Genomic DNA, 16,727 nt, shown 5'->3' with positions numbered 1-16,727 from the left:
TTTTAAACGTCGATTGCGTTCGTTTCTTCATAGGCTTGAATATGGGCTTCAAAACTGGCCACGAACGGTGCGGGCTGGGCAATTCGAAACCCGAAGTCGCGCGCCGTGCGTTTCGCGAGTTTAAGCACCGCACGATCCTTCGATACCAGCCAGTCAGCCTTGCTCGCGTACGCCAGTTCAAGAAACTTTTGATCGTCGCGATCGCGGCATTTGGGTAACGGCGGTGCGTCGGCGGGCGGCGGTTCGGGCGCCACCAGCTGCGAGAGCCGCGCGACCGTGTCAAGCGCTTCGGTCTTGTTCACGGCAAAGCGCACGAACTGCGGATAGTCCAGCACATACGTCAGTTCTTTGAGGCAGCGCGCATCGATCAGCGCTTCTAGCGTTCCGGCTTCGAGCGCGGCGCGGATTGGACGCGTAGCCGGGTCGTCGAATACCAGGATGTCGATCCAGACATTCGAATCAAGCACGGCGCGCAGCACGGGGGATTTTTTCATTCGATACAATCGAGGGTTTCCGTCTTCATCGTTGGCAGCATGCCGGCGAGCCCCTATGATAATCGTTCTCTCGCCGGCCAAATCGCTCGACTACGAGACCCCGCCTCACGTTACCAAGCACACGTTGCCTGAATTTGCCGCCGATTCCGCTGAACTGATCGACGCGTTGCGCAAGCTCTCGCCACAGGAAATCGGCAGTCTCATGCATATCTCCGACCCGCTCGCGCGACTCAATTTCCAGCGGTACGCGGACTGGTCGCCGAGCTTTGGCACGCATAACTCGAAGCAAGCCATGCTGGCGTTCAACGGCGACGTCTACGACGGTTTCGACGCAAAGTCGCTGCATGCAGCGGATCTGGACTACGCGCAAACTCATGTGCGTGTGCTCTCCGGGTTGTACGGGCTGCTTCGGCCGCTGGATCTGTTGCAACCGTATCGCCTGGAAATGGGCACCAAATTCGCCAACACGCGCGGCAAGGATTTGTATGCGTTTTGGGGCGATCGCATCACGGCCGCCTTGAACGCGCAGATGAAAAAGCAGAAGGGCGCACGCGTGCTGGTGAATTGCGCGTCCAATGAGTATTTCAAGTCGGTGCAACCGAAGCGCCTGGACACGCCGGTGGTTTCTCCAGTATTCCAGGACTGGAAGAATGGCCAGTACAAGATCATCAGTTTTCACGCTAAACGCGCACGCGGCCTGATGGCGCGATTCGCGGTGCAAAATCGAATTGACGAGCCGGAAGGCCTGAAGGCTTTCGAGAGTGAAGGTTATGCCTTCGATAAAAAGGCATCGACTGAAACGAGTTATGTGTATCGCCGGCGGCTGGGGCTTTGAGCGCCACGAGCACGCATTATTAAGGAAGCATCATGAGCATTTCAATCACGAGTCAATTCGATGCCGGCGCGATAGACGTCGTGTCCGCCGACGATCCCGCGGCCATTCGCCTGCGTGTGCGTCCGGACAGCCACGCTGACTTCGCGCAATGGTTTTACTTCCGTGTCTCCGGCGTGCGCGACAAGGCGCTCACGATGAACTTCGAGAACGCCGCTGACTGCGCGTTCGCCGATGGCTGGCGCGACTATCGTGCGGTGGCCAGCTACGACCGGATCAACTGGTTTCGTGTACCTACACGTTACGACGGCCGCGTTCTGACCATTGAACACACGCCCGATTTCGACGCTATCTATTACGCCTATTTCGAACCGTATAGCGAAGAGCGCCAAGCGGGTTTCCTCGGCGCCGTGCAGCAGATGCCACACGCAACATTGACTGAAATCGGCCGGACCGTGCAAGGCCGGCCCATGTCGCTGGTGTCGCTTGGGTTGACTGAAGAGGCCGAAGAGACCGAGGAGCTGGCAAAGCCGAAGAAGAACGTGTGGATCATCGCGCGCCAGCATCCCGGCGAGACCATGGCAGAGTGGTTCGTCGAAGGGCTGATCAAACGGCTCGCGGGCTGGGGTGATTGGGCAGGTGATCCTGTCGCGCGACTGATCTTTGATCACGCTGTGTTCCATATCGTGCCGAACATGAATCCCGATGGCAGCGTGCTCGGCAACCTGCGCACCAACGCCGCAGGCGCCAACCTGAATCGCGAATGGATGGAACCTGACGCTGAACGTAGCCCTGAAGTGCTGGCCGTTCGTAACGCCATTCACGCGCTGGGCTGCGATCTTTTCTTCGATATCCATGGCGACGAAGCACTGCCGTATGTGTTCGTGGCCGGATCGGAGATGCTGCCTGGTTTCACCGAAAAACAAGCGCAGGAACAGAAGGCGTTCATCGAATGCTTCAAGCAGGCGAGCCCGGATTTTCAGGACGTGTACGGCTATGAAGCGAGCAAGTACCAGACGGACGCGTTGAAGCTGGCGTCCAAATATGTGGGCAACGAGTTCGGGTGTTTGTCGCTGACGCTTGAGATGCCGTTCAAGGACAACGCGAATCTTCCGGACGAGCGGGTGGGCTGGAATGGCGAACGCAGCGCTGCGCTGGGGGCGTCGATGCTTCAGGCAATCCTGCGGCACCTGCAGGCGTTCTGATGCTGGCGAGCGGAACGCGGTTCGAAGTGAAGTGAGCGCCGGTGAACGCACGCGGTGCGCGTGGGTTCCGAAAGATCTGCATCAAAAGGGCGTGGCCGCTTGACGGCGATCACGCTCTTTTGCCTTGGCGTTCGAGCTTGAGACGGCGGGTGACTCAGTGCTTCTTTTTGCTCGCCGATTTTTTCGTCGTCTTGCTGCCTGCTGATGTCGAGCTCGTCTTACCTTTGCCTTTGCCCTTGACCGCACCATGCCGGCCTTTCCCACCATGGCTTGAGCGGGGTTCAGCGCGCGGCCTGGCTGACGGTACGGGATCATTCCAGCCGAACGCCAGCATCTGGCTGCCTACATAGCCGCAGCGGAACTGCAGCGTGGAAGGGGTCGAGTCGCCATCCTTGGTGACCCCAAGGCCCTCGACGGTCACGACGTTATCCACCTTGATACGTTGCTTGTGTTCGTCGAACGCGTCGTTCCAGGGGACGATGCTGCCATGAGCGGAATCGAAGGAACTTGCCGGAAACTCCACGTGATCGAACGCCGTCGACGTACTCGCCACGAAACTTCCGTGTGCGGCGCAGTCGGCTACCAAGGGATTGGCGTTGAAGTCGGTGACGAAGTGATTAACGAGCTCGTTGCGTTCGTCGAGCGTATCGGCAAACGCGGTGGTGCTGCATGCGGCCGACACGAGTGTCGTCATTGATGCAATTGCCACCAGCCGGCCGACCAGCCGGAGCAGTCGACGCGGTACTTGAATACTATCCATCGGGTTATGCACTAGAGAGACAACAGGCACGTAAGATGCCCGGCAGTGAGCGGGAGTTCCATCTTATATTAAATTCTTTCACCAACAGCTAACCATGTCCGGTCTCGACACAGGTTCTGCCGTGGACATAGATGCGGGATAAGGTTTGGAACCGATGCAGCGTTCAGACGCGCGGTCCGCGATCCAGCCGATAACGCCGGACGTCGAACGTAGTGATCCAGGTAGGGCGGTAGACTGTGATCAGGATGGTGAACACACCGGTGAACAAGGCCTCGCCTGCCACGAGCAGGGAGGCGGCAAGCGTAAATCCAGCCGGGATAACAAGCGCTCCATTGGCAAGCACGATTTCCAGCAGCAGTCCTGCTGAGCACGCTATTGCGACGGCGCATGCCGACGTCAAGAACCCGTGACCGAGGATGAAGACGAAGAGACTTCGCGGAATCCACGCCTGGATGGCTTTCTGCAGCAGCGACGATACGGCGACGGGCAATGCCCCGAACAGCAGGAAGGTCACAGGCACGCCGGGCCACGATGCATCCAGCACAACGGCCGCCAGGCCGGTTGTCACGGCCATGCCGATCATGGCGAGTTGCCAGTCGAACAACGTGACCATTAGCGTGGCGCCGAGCAGATGAATGGCGGGACCGTCTTCGAACCATGTATTGCACGCCCACAGCACCGTCACCGCTACCACGATACCGAACCAGACGTGCTGAAGCGTCCCATCCTGCAACCTGCGGAACGGGTTCTTCCAGATCGCAAGCGCGAGCACGCCCGCAGTGACAATCCAGCCACCAATTGCGAGCCAAAGCGGAAGAGGTGTGTAGAAGAAACCCATAAATCTTATATTACTCGTTTGCGCCCGAAAACGTGTGCATTGACTGTGCCAGCGGGGATTTTCCAACACGCAACGCGTGAATTTACGCGTTGCGTCCAGACTGTGAAACGGCCCCGCTCAGTCGCCGAAGCGGGGTTGCGGTTCGGCGGCCATTGGCAGCAAATCTTCGTCTATTTCCGCACGCGGCGCATACGTCAGCAAAGCGGCCGCGCGCAGTGGCACCGGACCGGCATCGCCGAGCGCAGGCCGTGGCGATGCGTCAGCCTCACGCTTCAGGACCTCGAGATAACCGTTTTGCCAGCCGTTATAGATAGCAACGGCCGCGGCGCGATTCGGTGCACCGAGTTGCTGGAAGATACTGCCAAGGTGAATTTTCACCGTGCCCTCGCTGATTCCAAGTGTTTTCGCAATGATCTTGTTGGTGCTGCCCATGTGTACGCACCGCATGATTTGTTGTTGGCGCAGTGACAAAGTGTTGAACGGTTTTGAGCCCTTTCGAACCTCTTTCGGTGCGGTGTCGCGGCGCGGCAAGAAAAGAGGCTCGAGCGCCGGATCGAGCGCGCACGCAGGGACGTAATGGCCACCCAACAGAACCAATTCAAGCGCGCGAACAATCAGCGTGGGGTCGAGGTCCCGTGGGACCACGCCGAGCGCACCGGCGCCGAGAAGCAAGCGGACCTGCGCGGTTGACGCTTCGTCCACGATGATTGCCGCAGGGATCCTGGGGAAGGCGTTCAGCAGCGTGCGCAGATCTGCCATGCGCATGGCGGTGTGCCAGTCGATCACGATCATGTCCGGATCGAGCCGCAGGACCGCGCTTGCCGCTTGCCGCCAGTCCTTCGCCTCGTTGAAACGCGCGCGCCGGTCGATATGCCTTAAAAGCGCCTTCAAACCTTCGCGACGCTCAGCTTCGGAGTTGACTATGGTGAATTTCATACGTGCCTCGTTGTTATATGGGTTCGGCGCGATGCCCACTTCCGGGCGGGCGATGTGCTGCTGAACCAATAATGACCAATCGCGGCCGAAATTACGCCCTGACCGAATGGCATAGGCATTACGCACAAAATCCCGGGCTGTATTTCGCCTGACGGTTGATTTTGCGAATTAATTTCTGTTCGGGGCAGCTTTGTTAGGACGAGTCTTAATTGTCTGCGGCTGAAATCGGGATGATTCTCAAATGAAGGTGTGAATGGGAGGTGTGACAAGACTTATCTGAAGCGCGCTTTCGTGCTGCGGCATGGCAATGCATGCGGGTATTTCGGGTTGTTCTTGCTCAAATCCGTTGGCCGCGTTGTTTTGATCTGACAACGCAGCAAGTGCCTTGAGCTTTTCGCTGCTTCGCGCATTGATTTTGTCGGCTCAGTAGTGCCGACGGAGCGGTGGATCGGGCTCAGGAGATGAAACCACGAGGAGGAGGCAGTTGCCCGGATCGCATCGCATGGACGATAGGGCGATCAACTGTCCAAAACGCTTCATTGCGGTAGCGAACGCGGCGCTTGGGACTGCTTTGTGAAATGGGTTTTATTTCGCGAGGGGCTGGAGCGTACCCGTTTGTTCGCGTGGCGCGGATTCCGGCGACGTTACGTGCGATCGGTAGTCGGGTGTTACGAGTGCGGCGCGCAAAAAAAAACCGTTCCAATGGGCGCTGGAACGGTTTTTTGTGTCGGATCAGGAGGCTGAAGTTGGGCCCGCAGGGTTTGCGCTGCATCTCGGTTTCGCACGTCGAGACGGTAACCTCCTCATCGCTTGCCGCGGTGCGCGCCAGGGGAGGGTGACAACGTTCGACGCGCGTGCCGTAAACGCCTTCAACCCTTAGTCAGTGAAAATGCGGCTGTGCTGGCTCAGCGTCTTCCGGCATTTCCGCATGGACGATCTCCCCGAGCGGATCCGCATACAGCGGCACGCCGCAATCGTCGCAGTATTCCGGCTCGAACCGGCCGGTATGCCGACGAACGTCGGTCACACCCGAGCGCTTCAACAACGCAACGATCTCTTCTACCGGGCCATCCGCGCCTTCCAGTTCGGCCGCTTCTTCCGCTGCGTTGATCTCGCCGTTTTCCCGTCCGTAAAGTGGCCAGACGACGCCATAAATCACGTCGTTGCTGCCACGGCGCGTAAATCCGATCCGATATTCGTCCACGCGTTGCTCACCGAACCCCGCAATCACGGCGCGTAGTTCATCAGGCGTCGTGCCGAGTGTGTCGAACAGGTAACGAACGGCGGTGCGGACCGAGTGCGGCCGAACCTGTTCGTCGGCGTCACGGCATGCCGAGTAGTAGGCATCCGGCAACAGGCATTCGAATTCGCAACCGGGCAGGATGGCTGCAAAACTGGCGCCGCCCTGGGTCGCCCAGTGTTCAAGACACTGGCCACGTTCAATCCGGGCGCCGGCCGTTTCCTCTTGCCACCGAAACAGCGCGTCACCGGCGGGCACGATGGCCATCGCAAGAAGAAAGCGCGGATCGGCGAGGATCGGTGAGGTTTCAGGCAGGTCACCTAGGTGCAGGCGCGCCGGCGCGTTGCCGAGCACGGTTTGTATGAGTTGCTGCGCGACACGCGCCGTTTCCACATGATGGCGCGGCAACTGGTCGATGCTATAGAGGTACGGTGCAACCGCCGCCTTCGCGCCTTCCGCCAGCACATGCGCTTGCAGTTGAGCGCGCAAGGCGTCGACCACGTCGGCCTTGAGCGGCCCGGACGGAATCGAGTACCGCGTCCAGGCGAGCACGGGTGCTGCGATGAGCAGTGCTTCGTGCGGCACGCCGTCGATCTCGATCGCGAACGATTCGCTTTGTGTTTCCGCCATATCGGCAAGCGCGCCGTATGCGTCGGGAAACTTGAGTTGAAGATGATCGAGCGCGGCATCGAGCGCAGTCTGATTGCCGTTGCGCACAATTTTCCCGAGAAGGGTGTCGAGACGCGCTTCCCAGAACCGGTCTTCTATACGGCTACCCGATGCGAAGAGCGAGAGCGAAAGACCGACGAGCTTGTCGGCATCCGGGGGAAGTCGTTTGGCGATTCGCGAGCGCATAGGAGGCAGTTATCAGGTGCAGAGAACCTTAGATTGTAGTCGCTATGCGTCCGGTTGGACCATTAGTGCGCGGCCTCCCTGCGATGCCGGCTTTGAGTGCCCCTTTTGCGTCCCCTCGTTACCGTGAAAAACGAGTCGTTGAAATTCTTTTCGCGAACCCCTTGCGCGAGTGAGAAACGGGCACTAGAATTCCGTTCCTTCGCTTCACGAAGAGGCGAAGGGAAGTGAGAAAGTGGTGGGTGCGTATCGTTTTAGAGGATGCCGCAAAGCCAAGCAGGACGGGCTTCGCAGCGAATCGGAAAGTCGGGGTTGAGTAAAAAACCTGTTGACGAAAAGCGAAACGCAGGACATAATCTCGTTTCTGTGCTGCAGATGCAGCGACGCGAAAGCGGCAGGGTTCTGAGGGTAGGGATCGTGCGGTGGGTAGCGAATGTTCTTTAAAAACTAACAGCCGATAAGTGTGGGCGCTTGGTGTTTTGCTTTAAAGCGTGGCGGTGTTTTCCGGGGTAACTCGGGAAGTGCTGCCGTGAAGCGAAAGTATCAAGTCTCACACTAGTATTAAGGTAGGTTTTGAGCGTCTTTCTGTAAAAGGGAAGATGGGAGGAACTTGTCAGTACGTTGAGTGAGCGACCTATTCGCAAGAATAGAAAACAGTAACAGGCATTGAACTGAAGAGTTTGATCCTGGCTCAGATTGAACGCTGGCGGCATGCCTTACACATGCAAGTCGAACGGCAGCACGGGGGCAACCCTGGTGGCGAGTGGCGAACGGGTGAGTAATACATCGGAACGTGTCCTGTAGTGGGGGATAGCCCGGCGAAAGCCGGATTAATACCGCATACGATCTACGGAAGAAAGCGGGGGATCCTTCGGGACCTCGCGCTATAGGGGCGGCCGATGGCAGATTAGCTAGTTGGTGGGGTAAAGGCCTACCAAGGCGACGATCTGTAGCTGGTCTGAGAGGACGACCAGCCACACTGGGACTGAGACACGGCCCAGACTCCTACGGGAGGCAGCAGTGGGGAATTTTGGACAATGGGGGAAACCCTGATCCAGCAATGCCGCGTGTGTGAAGAAGGCCTTCGGGTTGTAAAGCACTTTTGTCCGGAAAGAAAACCTTCGCTCTAATACAGTGGGGGGATGACGGTACCGGAAGAATAAGCACCGGCTAACTACGTGCCAGCAGCCGCGGTAATACGTAGGGTGCGAGCGTTAATCGGAATTACTGGGCGTAAAGCGTGCGCAGGCGGTTCGTTAAGACAGATGTGAAATCCCCGGGCTTAACCTGGGAACTGCATTTGTGACTGGCGAGCTAGAGTATGGCAGAGGGGGGTAGAATTCCACGTGTAGCAGTGAAATGCGTAGAGATGTGGAGGAATACCGATGGCGAAGGCAGCCCCCTGGGCCAATACTGACGCTCATGCACGAAAGCGTGGGGAGCAAACAGGATTAGATACCCTGGTAGTCCACGCCCTAAACGATGTCAACTAGTTGTTGGGTCTTCATTGACTTAGTAACGTAGCTAACGCGTGAAGTTGACCGCCTGGGGAGTACGGTCGCAAGATTAAAACTCAAAGGAATTGACGGGGACCCGCACAAGCGGTGGATGATGTGGATTAATTCGATGCAACGCGAAAAACCTTACCTACCCTTGACATGGTCGGAACCCTGCTGAAAGGTGGGGGTGCTCGAAAGAGAACCGATACACAGGTGCTGCATGGCTGTCGTCAGCTCGTGTCGTGAGATGTTGGGTTAAGTCCCGCAACGAGCGCAACCCTTGTCCTTAGTTGCTACGCAAGAGCACTCTAAGGAGACTGCCGGTGACAAACCGGAGGAAGGTGGGGATGACGTCAAGTCCTCATGGCCCTTATGGGTAGGGCTTCACACGTCATACAATGGTCGGAACAGAGGGCTGCCAACCCGTGAGGGGGAGCTAATCCCAGAAAACCGATCGTAGTCCGGATCGTAGTCTGCAACTCGACTACGTGAAGCTGGAATCGCTAGTAATCGCGGATCAGCATGCCGCGGTGAATACGTTCCCGGGTCTTGTACACACCGCCCGTCACACCATGGGAGTGGGTTTTACCAGAAGTGGCTAGTCTAACCGCAAGGAGGACGGTCACCACGGTAGGATTCATGACTGGGGTGAAGTCGTAACAAGGTAGCCGTATCGGAAGGTGCGGCTGGATCACCTCCTTTCTCGAGCTCAAACGTATTAAAGTGAAGTGCTAAAGCGCTCACGCTTATCGGCTGTAAGAAGACAGGCTAAGGGTCTGTAGCTCAGTTGGTTAGAGCACCGTCTTGATAAGGCGGGGGTCGTTGGTTCGAATCCAACCAGACCCACCATTTACTCTTCGCGCGTTTGAAAGAACGTGAATGATAAATGCAGACCCTCAAGCATCAAGGTACTGGGGGATTAGCTCAGCTGGGAGAGCACCTGCTTTGCAAGCAGGGGGTCGTCGGTTCGATCCCGTCATCCTCCACCAATCATCAATGCATAGCATTCTTTGTAAAGAGAGTGATTACGCATTGGCGATTGAGCCAGTCAGTAAATCATTTAAGGCATGGCGCTTTAAATGATGCTGTCGTTCTTTAACAATCTGGAAGAAGTAGTAAAGAGATTCACGAAAATACACTTAGAGATGGGTGTGTGAGTAGGTGAATCAGGGTTGTGATTGTATCAATGTATGAAAAAGTGATCGAAAGATCGCTTTGGAATACGGCGCAACACGAATACTCAACCTATAGCGGGGTGAAGAAAAACACGGTCCGGGGCAACCTGGGTGGTGTTTGGAGAGACACACTCGTTATAGGGTCAAGCGAACAAGTGCATGTGGTGGATGCCTTGGCGATCACAGGCGATGAAGGACGCGGTAGCCTGCGAAAAGCGACGGGGAGCTGGCAAACGAGCTTTGATCCGTCGATATCCGAATGGGGAAACCCGGCCCTTCTGGGTCATCCGTAACTGAATACATAGGTTACGTGAAGCGAACGCGGTGAACTGAAACATCTAAGTAACCGCAGGAAAAGAAATCAACCGAGATTCCCAAAGTAGTGGCGAGCGAAATGGGATCAGCCTGTACTCTTTAGCACGACCGCTAGCCGAACACTCTGGAAAGTGTGGCCATAGCAGGTGATAGCCCTGTAGGCGAAAGCGGATGTGTGGAACTAGGTGTACGACAAGTAGGGCGGGACACGTGAAATCCTGTCTGAAGATGGGGGGACCATCCTCCAAGGCTAAATACTCGTGATCGACCGATAGTGAACCAGTACCGTGAGGGAAAGGCGAAAAGAACCCCGGGAGGGGAGTGAAATAGATCCTGAAACCGCATGCATACAAACAGTCGGAGCCTCGCAAGGGGTGACGGCGTACCTTTTGTATAATGGGTCAGCGACTTACGTTCAGTAGCAAGCTTAACTGATTAAGGCAGGCGTAGCGAAAGCGAGTCCGAATAGGGCGTTCAGTTGCTGGGCGTAGACCCGAAACCAAGTGATCTATCCATGGCCAGGTTGAAGGTGCGGTAACACGTACTGGAGGACCGAACCCACTAATGTTGAAAAATTAGGGGATGAGCTGTGGATAGGGGTGAAAGGCTAAACAAACTTGGAAATAGCTGGTTCTCTCCGAAAACTATTTAGGTAGTGCCTCGTGTATCACCTTCGGGGGTAGAGCACTGTCATGGTTGTGGGGTCCATTGCGGATTACTACGCCATAGCAAACTCCGAATACCGAAGAGTGCAATCACGGGAGACAGACATCGGGTGCTAACGTCCGGTGTCAAGAGGGAAACAACCCAGACCGCCAGCTAAGGTCCCCAAATATTGCTAAGTGGGAAACGAAGTGGGAAGGCTAAAACAGTCAGGAGGTTGGCTTAGAAGCAGCCACCCTTTAAAGAAAGCGTAATAGCTCACTGATCGAGTCGTCCTGCGCGGAAGATGTAACGGGGCTAAGCAATATACCGAAGCTGCGGATGCGAGATTTATCTCGCATGGTAGGAGAGCGTTCCGTAAGCCTGTGAAGGTGCATTGAAAAGTGTGCTGGAGGTATCGGAAGTGCGAATGCTGACATGAGTAGCGATAAAGGGGGTGAAAAGCCCCCTCGCCGTAAGCCCAAGGTTTCCTACGCAACGTTCATCGGCGTAGGGTGAGTCGGCCCCTAAGGCGAGGCAGAAATGCGTAGCTGATGGGAAGCAGGTTAATATTCCTGCACCATTGTTAAATGCGATGGGGGGACGGATCGCGGAAGGTTGTCCGGGTGTTGGAAGTCCCGGTCCTTGTATTGGAGAAGGCGCTTAGGCAAATCCGGGCGCGGAATTCAAGGGTACGAGGCCATTCGCTTAGGCGAAGAAGCAATCGGAAGTGGTTCCAAGAAAAGCCTCTAAGCTTCAGTTTAACAAGACCGTACCGCAAACCGACACAGGTGGGCGAGATGAGTATTCTAAGGCGCTTGAGAGAACTCGGGAGAAGGAACTCGGCAAATTGGTACCGTAACTTCGGGATAAGGTACGCCCCTGTAGCTTGATGCGCCTGCGCGCAAAGGGTGAAGGGGTTGCAATAAACTGGTGGCTGCGACTGTTTAATAAAAACACAGCACTCTGCAAACACGAAAGTGGACGTATAGGGTGTGACGCCTGCCCGGTGCCGGAAGATTAAATGATGGGGTGCAAGCTCTTGATTGAAGTCCCGGTAAACGGCGGCCGTAACTATAACGGTCCTAAGGTAGCGAAATTCCTTGTCGGGTAAGTTCCGACCTGCACGAATGGCGTAACGATGGCCACACTGTCTCCTCCCGAGACTCAGCGAAGTTGAAGTGTTTGTGATGATGCAATCTCCCCGCGGCTAGACGGAAAGACCCCATGAACCTTTACTGTAGCTTTGCATTGGACTTTGAACCGATCTGTGTAGGATAGGTGGGAGGCTATGAAACCGGAACGCTAGTTTCGGTGGAGCCGTCCTTGAAATACCACCCTGGTTTGTTTGAGGTTCTAACCTTGGTCCGTGATCCGGATCGGGGACAGTGCATGGTAGGCAGTTTGACTGGGGCGGTCTCCTCCCAAAGTGTAACGGAGGAGTACGAAGGTACGCTAGGTACGGTCGGAAATCGTGCTGATAGTGCAATGGCATAAGCGTGCTTAACTGCGAGACCGACAAGTCGAGCAGGTGCGAAAGCAGGTCATAGTGATCCGGTGGTTCTGTATGGAAGGGCCATCGCTCAACGGATAAAAGGTACTCTGGGGATAACAGGCTGATACCGCCCAAGAGTTCATATCGACGGCGGTGTTTGGCACCTCGATGTCGGCTCATCTCATCCTGGGGCTGTAGCCGGTCCCAAGGGTATGGCTGTTCGCCATTTAAAGAGGTACGTGAGCTGGGTTTAAAACGTCGTGAGACAGTTTGGTCCCTATCTGCCGTGGGCGTTGGATATTTGAAGGGGGCTGCTCCTAGTACGAGAGGACCGGAGTGGACGAACCTCTGGTGTACCGGTTGTCACGCCAGTGGCATCGCCGGGTAGCTATGTTCGGAAGAGATAACCGCTGAAAGCATCTAAGCGGGAAACTCGCCTTGAGATGAGATATCCCTGGAGCTTCGAGCTCCTTGAAGGGTCGTTCTAGACCAGGACGTTGATAGGTCAGGTGTGGAAGTGCAGTAATGCATTAAGCTAACTGATACTAATTGCCCGTAAGGCTTGATCCTATAACCAGTGTGTGTCGGCAGCCGTTAGTGCTTTAGCACTTATGGATGCCCCATCCCGCGCGAAGCGCGGGGTCTTGATGAGCGAAAGGCTCACGCACGCCTAGGTTGAGATCATGTTGTGCCTAGTAACAAACACAACCCAAAGCAACACCAGTAATAACGAGGCGTGCTCAACACATGCGCTCGACTACTTCTTCCCCAGATTGGTTGTAACGCCCTCAAGCGCTACAACACCCCCTCATGCCTGATGACCATAGCGAGTTGGTACCACCCCTTCCCATCCCGAACAGGACCGTGAAACGACTCCACGCCAATGATAGTGCGGATACCCGTGTGAAAGTAGGTAATCGTCAGGCTCCTCATGCGCTGCTCGCACTCTAAGCAGCTCCCAGAAACCCCACCCCGAAAAGGTGGGGTTTTTGCGTTTCGGGCTCATGCTTCAAATAACCGATTCGTGAAGTTCTTCGCGCTCGAATCGAGTGTCCCATGTGATCGTTGAAGTAACTGTCGTTGCGTTCAATTATTCGCCAAGCAGCGATTCGGACATCGCCTGGTTGGCTATGGTCGAATTTCACGGCCTGTCACACGTTTGTTGGACGTGGCCAGTTTTGCAGTACCGTGCGGATCGCGGTCTCAAAAGGGGTTCGTTGTCCAATCTTCAAAACTTCCAACGCATTCGAAGCGAGATGGCAGTTTCGTGGACGCGGCGTAGCATCAATCGGCGTTCGTTGTGCCGTGATGCGGGCATCAATATTCAGCACTTGCGCGATTCGCTGCGCAATGTCGAACTTCGTCATCGGCTCATCGCCGGACCAGTGCATCACGCCGGTAACAGATTGACCGATTTCATGCCGCTCCAGCAGTTGCCGGATTACGACCGCCACGTCGGGCGTAAAGGTAGGGTAGCGCGTTGCCCAATCGTCCATCACCGCGGGTGCGGCTCCGCCAACAGATGCCACGATTGCTGGCGTCAAGCTTGTTACCGCCGACTCACCCCAGTCGATCACCGGACCATACAGGAGCGGTAAACGCAGCACGCAGGACCGCGCACCCGATCTCAGCAGTGCCTGCTCTCCGTCAAGCTTGCTGCGACCATAGGCGTTAAGGGGATTTGGCACATCGTCCGGCTGATAGGGCGGTCGTGTGCCATCGAAGACATAGTCGGTCGAGATGGAGAGGATCCACGAACCGGTTCCCTGCGCGACGCTCGCAATAAATCTCAATGCGTCGACATTCAACGCTCGTGCGAGCACTGGGTTATTCTCACAAACGTCTGGACGCCGTTCGGCCGCAGCCACAACGATGGCGTCGGGCGCCTGGTCAGCGATGAACCGGCGCACGGCGCCTTCATCGCGGATATCGAGCGTGATGGTGCTCGCGTCACCATGACGGAATGCCGTGCGTACCACCTGCCACCGGGTTATCGCACCCAGTTCATTCGCGACGGCGCGCCCAAGCAACCCGGATGCGCCGATCAATGCAACCTTGAATTGCGTCCCCTGATTCATGCGGCCTTCGCCGATACGACTGTGTAGCCCGCCTCATCGATCGCTTCCTTGAGCGCATCGATGCCTTCGGTCGATGTCACCACAACACGTCCGTGCTCGAGATCCACTTGAACTTGCGCCCCGGAGTCGATTTCATGGATCGAACGTGTGACTGCGGCGACGCAATGCTGGCAACTCATGCCTTCTACCTTGAATTCAGCCATATCAATTCCTTGCCTGGGTTTTTGTAAGAGCGAACCATGCTATACCTTCCTATCGTTGGAAGGTGTAGAGTCCATGGAAAAATTTGGGAGTATGTGCGATGAACATCGGCGAAGCGGCTCGCGCGTCCGGCGTGACGGCCAAGATGATTCGGTATTACGAAAGCGTTGGGCTTTTACCACCGGTTGACCGGACCACATCGGGGTACAGGATGTACGGGACCCAGGAGGTTCATGCGCTTCGTTTTGTTCGGCAAGCGCGCCGGCTGGGCTTTCTGGTCGACGATATTCGCAAACTCCTGGCCTTGTGGCAGGACCGGCAGCGCGCCAGTGCAGAAGTCAAGGCAATCGCGCTCGAACATGTCGCGGAGCTGGACAGGCGGATCGCGGAACTCACGGATATGCGGGACACGCTCGCTCATTTGGCGATTAATTGCCACGGTGACGGACGCCCAGATTGCCCCATTCTGGAAAGACTGGCCGAATGACCGTATTGGTGCAGCTTGGCATGCCTGTTCGCTTGATTTGTGCACCACAAATGTGCTAATTCAATGTTCTGATTTGAAAATTTGCGAGAAAACTAGCGAAATCAACCACTTGTTCTGAAGCGGTGCATGCACCATTCCAAAAAAGAATGCACCCAATGCAAGCATTTCACTAACACCTCCAGCGTGGTTCCTCTATAATTCGGGTTAACCCTTTCGAGGGATATCCCTGACCCGAACCGCCGGGGATTCATTTGAAATCCTTGGAGAAAAAATCATGTTTGCATTCCTGCTCGAAAAAGTCAGCATCTGGTTTGAAACCGCCGAACGTAATCGTCGTGAAGAATATCTGGCGCAATCGTCGGATATCGTCCAGCTCGAAAAGCGTATCCGCTCGCTGGAAACCGAAGGCTACTCGCTGTAATTTCCGCCGAGAACACCCGGCCGAAAAATCGAACAAGCCCCGCATGCGGGGCTTTGTCGTTTTTGGGCTACTCTCGCCAATCAGGGCAAGGTACTCATTTTTTCTGAGGATGCGTTGCGATCCATTGCTTCATGAACGCGATCTCCTTGTCTTGCGAAGCGATGATCTCCTTGGCCAAGGCCCGCAACTTGGCGTCCTTGCCGTACTTCAACTCGACCTTTGCCATCGCAACGGCGCCCTCGTGGTGCGGGATCATGTGCGCGACAAAATCGTGATCGGCATGTCCGGTGTACTCGACACCGGACATGCCGGACATCATCGAATGATCGGCTGCCTGGAACTCCTTCGTCGACGCAGAATCACCCTGGTTAGCGCTTGCGGCTGACATATCCATGCCCGCCATCGATGCTGAGGATGCCGGCGTTTGTGCAAACGCGGCGGGCATCGAGACAACGATTGAGACTGCAAACGCGGCTGCGCCAGCGAGGAAGGTTTTCGGGAACGTCATCGAATCTCCTTGAATGTCGACTTTCGGGAGAGCTAGCTTAAAGCTTGCCATCGCGGTAAGGTAAAGCGCTTTTATATGATGTGAAATGAGTCGGACCGATATGCGTGTCGGCGATCATTCATTCGCCAAGGGGGCGCTGTGAGTCAAGAACTTCGACCTATCAAATGTGCGGCGATGGCGGCTCTTTGCCTGACTCTAAGTTTGCCGATCCTGGATGCATTCGCCCAGGCAGGCGGTCAGCCGCTTATTTTGGATACGCAGACCGGGATTCACAGCGGAGCAGGCGGCACCGTCCTGCAGACGGGTCCGCTAAATGGTTCGGGCATGGTGCCCGCGCACCCAATGGCCACGTTGCCCGAATTGCCGCAGCAAGATCAGCAGACGATCATCGTTTCGCCTTATATCGATCTTCAGCAGGGCGGCCATCATGACGCGCAGGGATACGGTTCCCCAACGGGTTCACAGGCACCGTCCAATTACCGGCATCGGCCGCATTCGGCGTCTTCGCATTCGGGCGCGTCTTCCGGCGTGCCAACCGGTGCTCAAACCCCGGCCTCGGCTCTAACGCAGCCTGCCGTGCCGCAAGCGCCGAAGTCTCCCGCGCAGCAGCCCCCGATAATCACACCGATATCCGTCGCTACGCCGAAAACGGTCGCAACACCGAACCCTGTGGCGACCGTGCCAACCCGGTCGTCGAACCCCCGTACCGTAAGTGGTTCGGTTACCACGTCGCTTGATTAACGGCGAAC

13 protein-coding genes, 2 tRNA genes and 3 rRNA genes are annotated in these 16,727 nt (G+C 56.2%); 10 read left to right on the top strand and 8 right to left on the bottom strand.

The window, feature by feature from the left end:
* Positions 1–2: 2 nt before the first annotated feature.
* Positions 3–494, bottom strand: a complete 492-nt coding sequence (locus tag ACSOSP_RS06820; RefSeq protein ID WP_455310250.1) for a putative toxin-antitoxin system toxin component, PIN family — start codon at positions 492–494, stop codon at positions 3–5.
* A 55-nt stretch (positions 495–549) separates the two neighbouring features.
* Here ACSOSP_RS06820 and yaaA point away from each other — a divergent pair, with 55 nt between their 5' ends.
* Positions 550–1,329, top strand: coding sequence for a peroxide stress protein YaaA (yaaA, locus tag ACSOSP_RS06815; RefSeq protein WP_455310249.1), 780 nt, complete (start codon positions 550–552; stop codon positions 1,327–1,329).
* A gap of 32 nt (positions 1,330–1,361) precedes the next feature.
* Complete coding sequence (locus ACSOSP_RS06810; protein ID WP_455310248.1) at positions 1,362–2,531, top strand: M14 family metallopeptidase; 1,170 nt, start codon at positions 1,362–1,364, stop codon at positions 2,529–2,531.
* 154 nt (positions 2,532–2,685) lie between these two features.
* On the opposite strand, the gene ACSOSP_RS06805 is transcribed toward ACSOSP_RS06810, so the two are convergent.
* The 4 genes from ACSOSP_RS06805 to ACSOSP_RS06790 all read right to left on the bottom strand — a co-directional run bounded on the left by ACSOSP_RS06805 (position 2,686) and on the right by ACSOSP_RS06790 (position 7,160).
* Complete coding sequence (locus ACSOSP_RS06805) at positions 2,686–3,291, bottom strand: BspC domain-containing protein (protein WP_455310246.1); 606 nt, start codon at positions 3,289–3,291, stop codon at positions 2,686–2,688.
* Positions 3,292–3,454: 163 nt separating this feature from the next.
* Positions 3,455–4,129: a hypothetical protein gene (locus ACSOSP_RS06800; protein ID WP_455310245.1), complete on the bottom strand. Its 675-nt coding sequence runs from the start codon at positions 4,127–4,129 to the stop codon at positions 3,455–3,457.
* A 117-nt stretch (positions 4,130–4,246) separates the two neighbouring features.
* Entirely contained in the window at positions 4,247–5,065 is an 819-nt protein-coding gene (locus ACSOSP_RS06795) for a LuxR C-terminal-related transcriptional regulator (protein WP_455310244.1), read from the bottom strand.
* 880 nt (positions 5,066–5,945) lie between these two features.
* Complete coding sequence (locus ACSOSP_RS06790; RefSeq protein WP_455310243.1) at positions 5,946–7,160, bottom strand: DUF2863 family protein; 1,215 nt, start codon at positions 7,158–7,160, stop codon at positions 5,946–5,948.
* Positions 7,161–7,825: 665 nt separating this feature from the next.
* Between ACSOSP_RS06790 and ACSOSP_RS06785 the strand changes: the two genes are divergently transcribed.
* From ACSOSP_RS06785 to rrf, 5 genes are all read left to right on the top strand, one after another.
* Positions 7,826–9,358, top strand: a 16S ribosomal RNA gene (locus tag ACSOSP_RS06785).
* Between the two features lie 70 nt (positions 9,359–9,428).
* Positions 9,429–9,505, top strand: a tRNA-Ile gene (locus ACSOSP_RS06780).
* 64 nt (positions 9,506–9,569) lie between these two features.
* Positions 9,570–9,645, top strand: a tRNA-Ala gene (locus ACSOSP_RS06775).
* Positions 9,646–9,972: 327 nt separating this feature from the next.
* Positions 9,973–12,853: ribosomal RNA gene (locus tag ACSOSP_RS06770) — 23S ribosomal RNA — on the top strand.
* Between the two features lie 243 nt (positions 12,854–13,096).
* Positions 13,097–13,209 (top strand): 5S ribosomal RNA (rrf, locus tag ACSOSP_RS06765).
* The 16S, 23S and 5S rRNA genes sit together here with 2 tRNA genes alongside, the layout of an rRNA operon.
* A 225-nt stretch (positions 13,210–13,434) precedes the next feature.
* On the opposite strand, the gene ACSOSP_RS06760 is transcribed toward rrf, so the two are convergent.
* Both ACSOSP_RS06760 and ACSOSP_RS06755 read right to left on the bottom strand, forming a co-directional pair.
* Positions 13,435–14,361, bottom strand: coding sequence for a dTDP-4-dehydrorhamnose reductase family protein (locus ACSOSP_RS06760; protein WP_455310242.1), 927 nt, complete (start codon positions 14,359–14,361; stop codon positions 13,435–13,437).
* Positions 14,358–14,564 carry a heavy-metal-associated domain-containing protein gene (locus ACSOSP_RS06755; protein ID WP_455310241.1) on the bottom strand — a complete coding sequence of 69 codons (207 nt, stop codon included), beginning with the start codon at positions 14,562–14,564 and terminating at the stop codon, positions 14,358–14,360. Before ACSOSP_RS06755 ends, ACSOSP_RS06760 begins: the two co-directional genes overlap by 4 nt.
* A gap of 98 nt (positions 14,565–14,662) precedes the next feature.
* Between ACSOSP_RS06755 and cueR the strand changes: the two genes are divergently transcribed.
* Together cueR and ACSOSP_RS06745 are read left to right on the top strand one after the other, a co-directional pair.
* Positions 14,663–15,049, top strand: coding sequence for a Cu(I)-responsive transcriptional regulator (gene cueR / locus ACSOSP_RS06750; protein WP_455310240.1), 387 nt, complete (start codon positions 14,663–14,665; stop codon positions 15,047–15,049).
* A gap of 274 nt (positions 15,050–15,323) precedes the next feature.
* On the top strand, positions 15,324–15,470 hold the full coding sequence (locus ACSOSP_RS06745; protein WP_087882081.1) for a DUF3563 family protein: 147 nt from the start codon (positions 15,324–15,326) through the stop codon (positions 15,468–15,470).
* Between the two features lie 94 nt (positions 15,471–15,564).
* Here the strand turns inward: ACSOSP_RS06745 and copM are convergent, their stop codons facing one another.
* Positions 15,565–15,978 carry a CopM family metallochaperone gene (copM, locus tag ACSOSP_RS06740; RefSeq protein ID WP_455310239.1) on the bottom strand — a complete coding sequence of 138 codons (414 nt, stop codon included), beginning with the start codon at positions 15,976–15,978 and terminating at the stop codon, positions 15,565–15,567.
* Positions 15,979–16,152: 174 nt separating this feature from the next.
* Here copM and ACSOSP_RS06735 point away from each other — a divergent pair, with 174 nt between their 5' ends.
* The gene (locus tag ACSOSP_RS06735; protein ID WP_455310237.1) at positions 16,153–16,719 is read left to right on the top strand and encodes a hypothetical protein; all 567 of its coding nucleotides are present in this window, start codon (positions 16,153–16,155) and stop codon (positions 16,717–16,719) included.
* Positions 16,720–16,727 lie beyond the last annotated feature (8 nt).

The sequence above is a fragment of the Caballeronia sp. KNU42 genome, assembly GCF_053760385.1.
The sequence above is the reverse complement of the archived record's forward strand: the minus strand, read 5'-3'. Positions and strand labels throughout refer to the sequence as shown.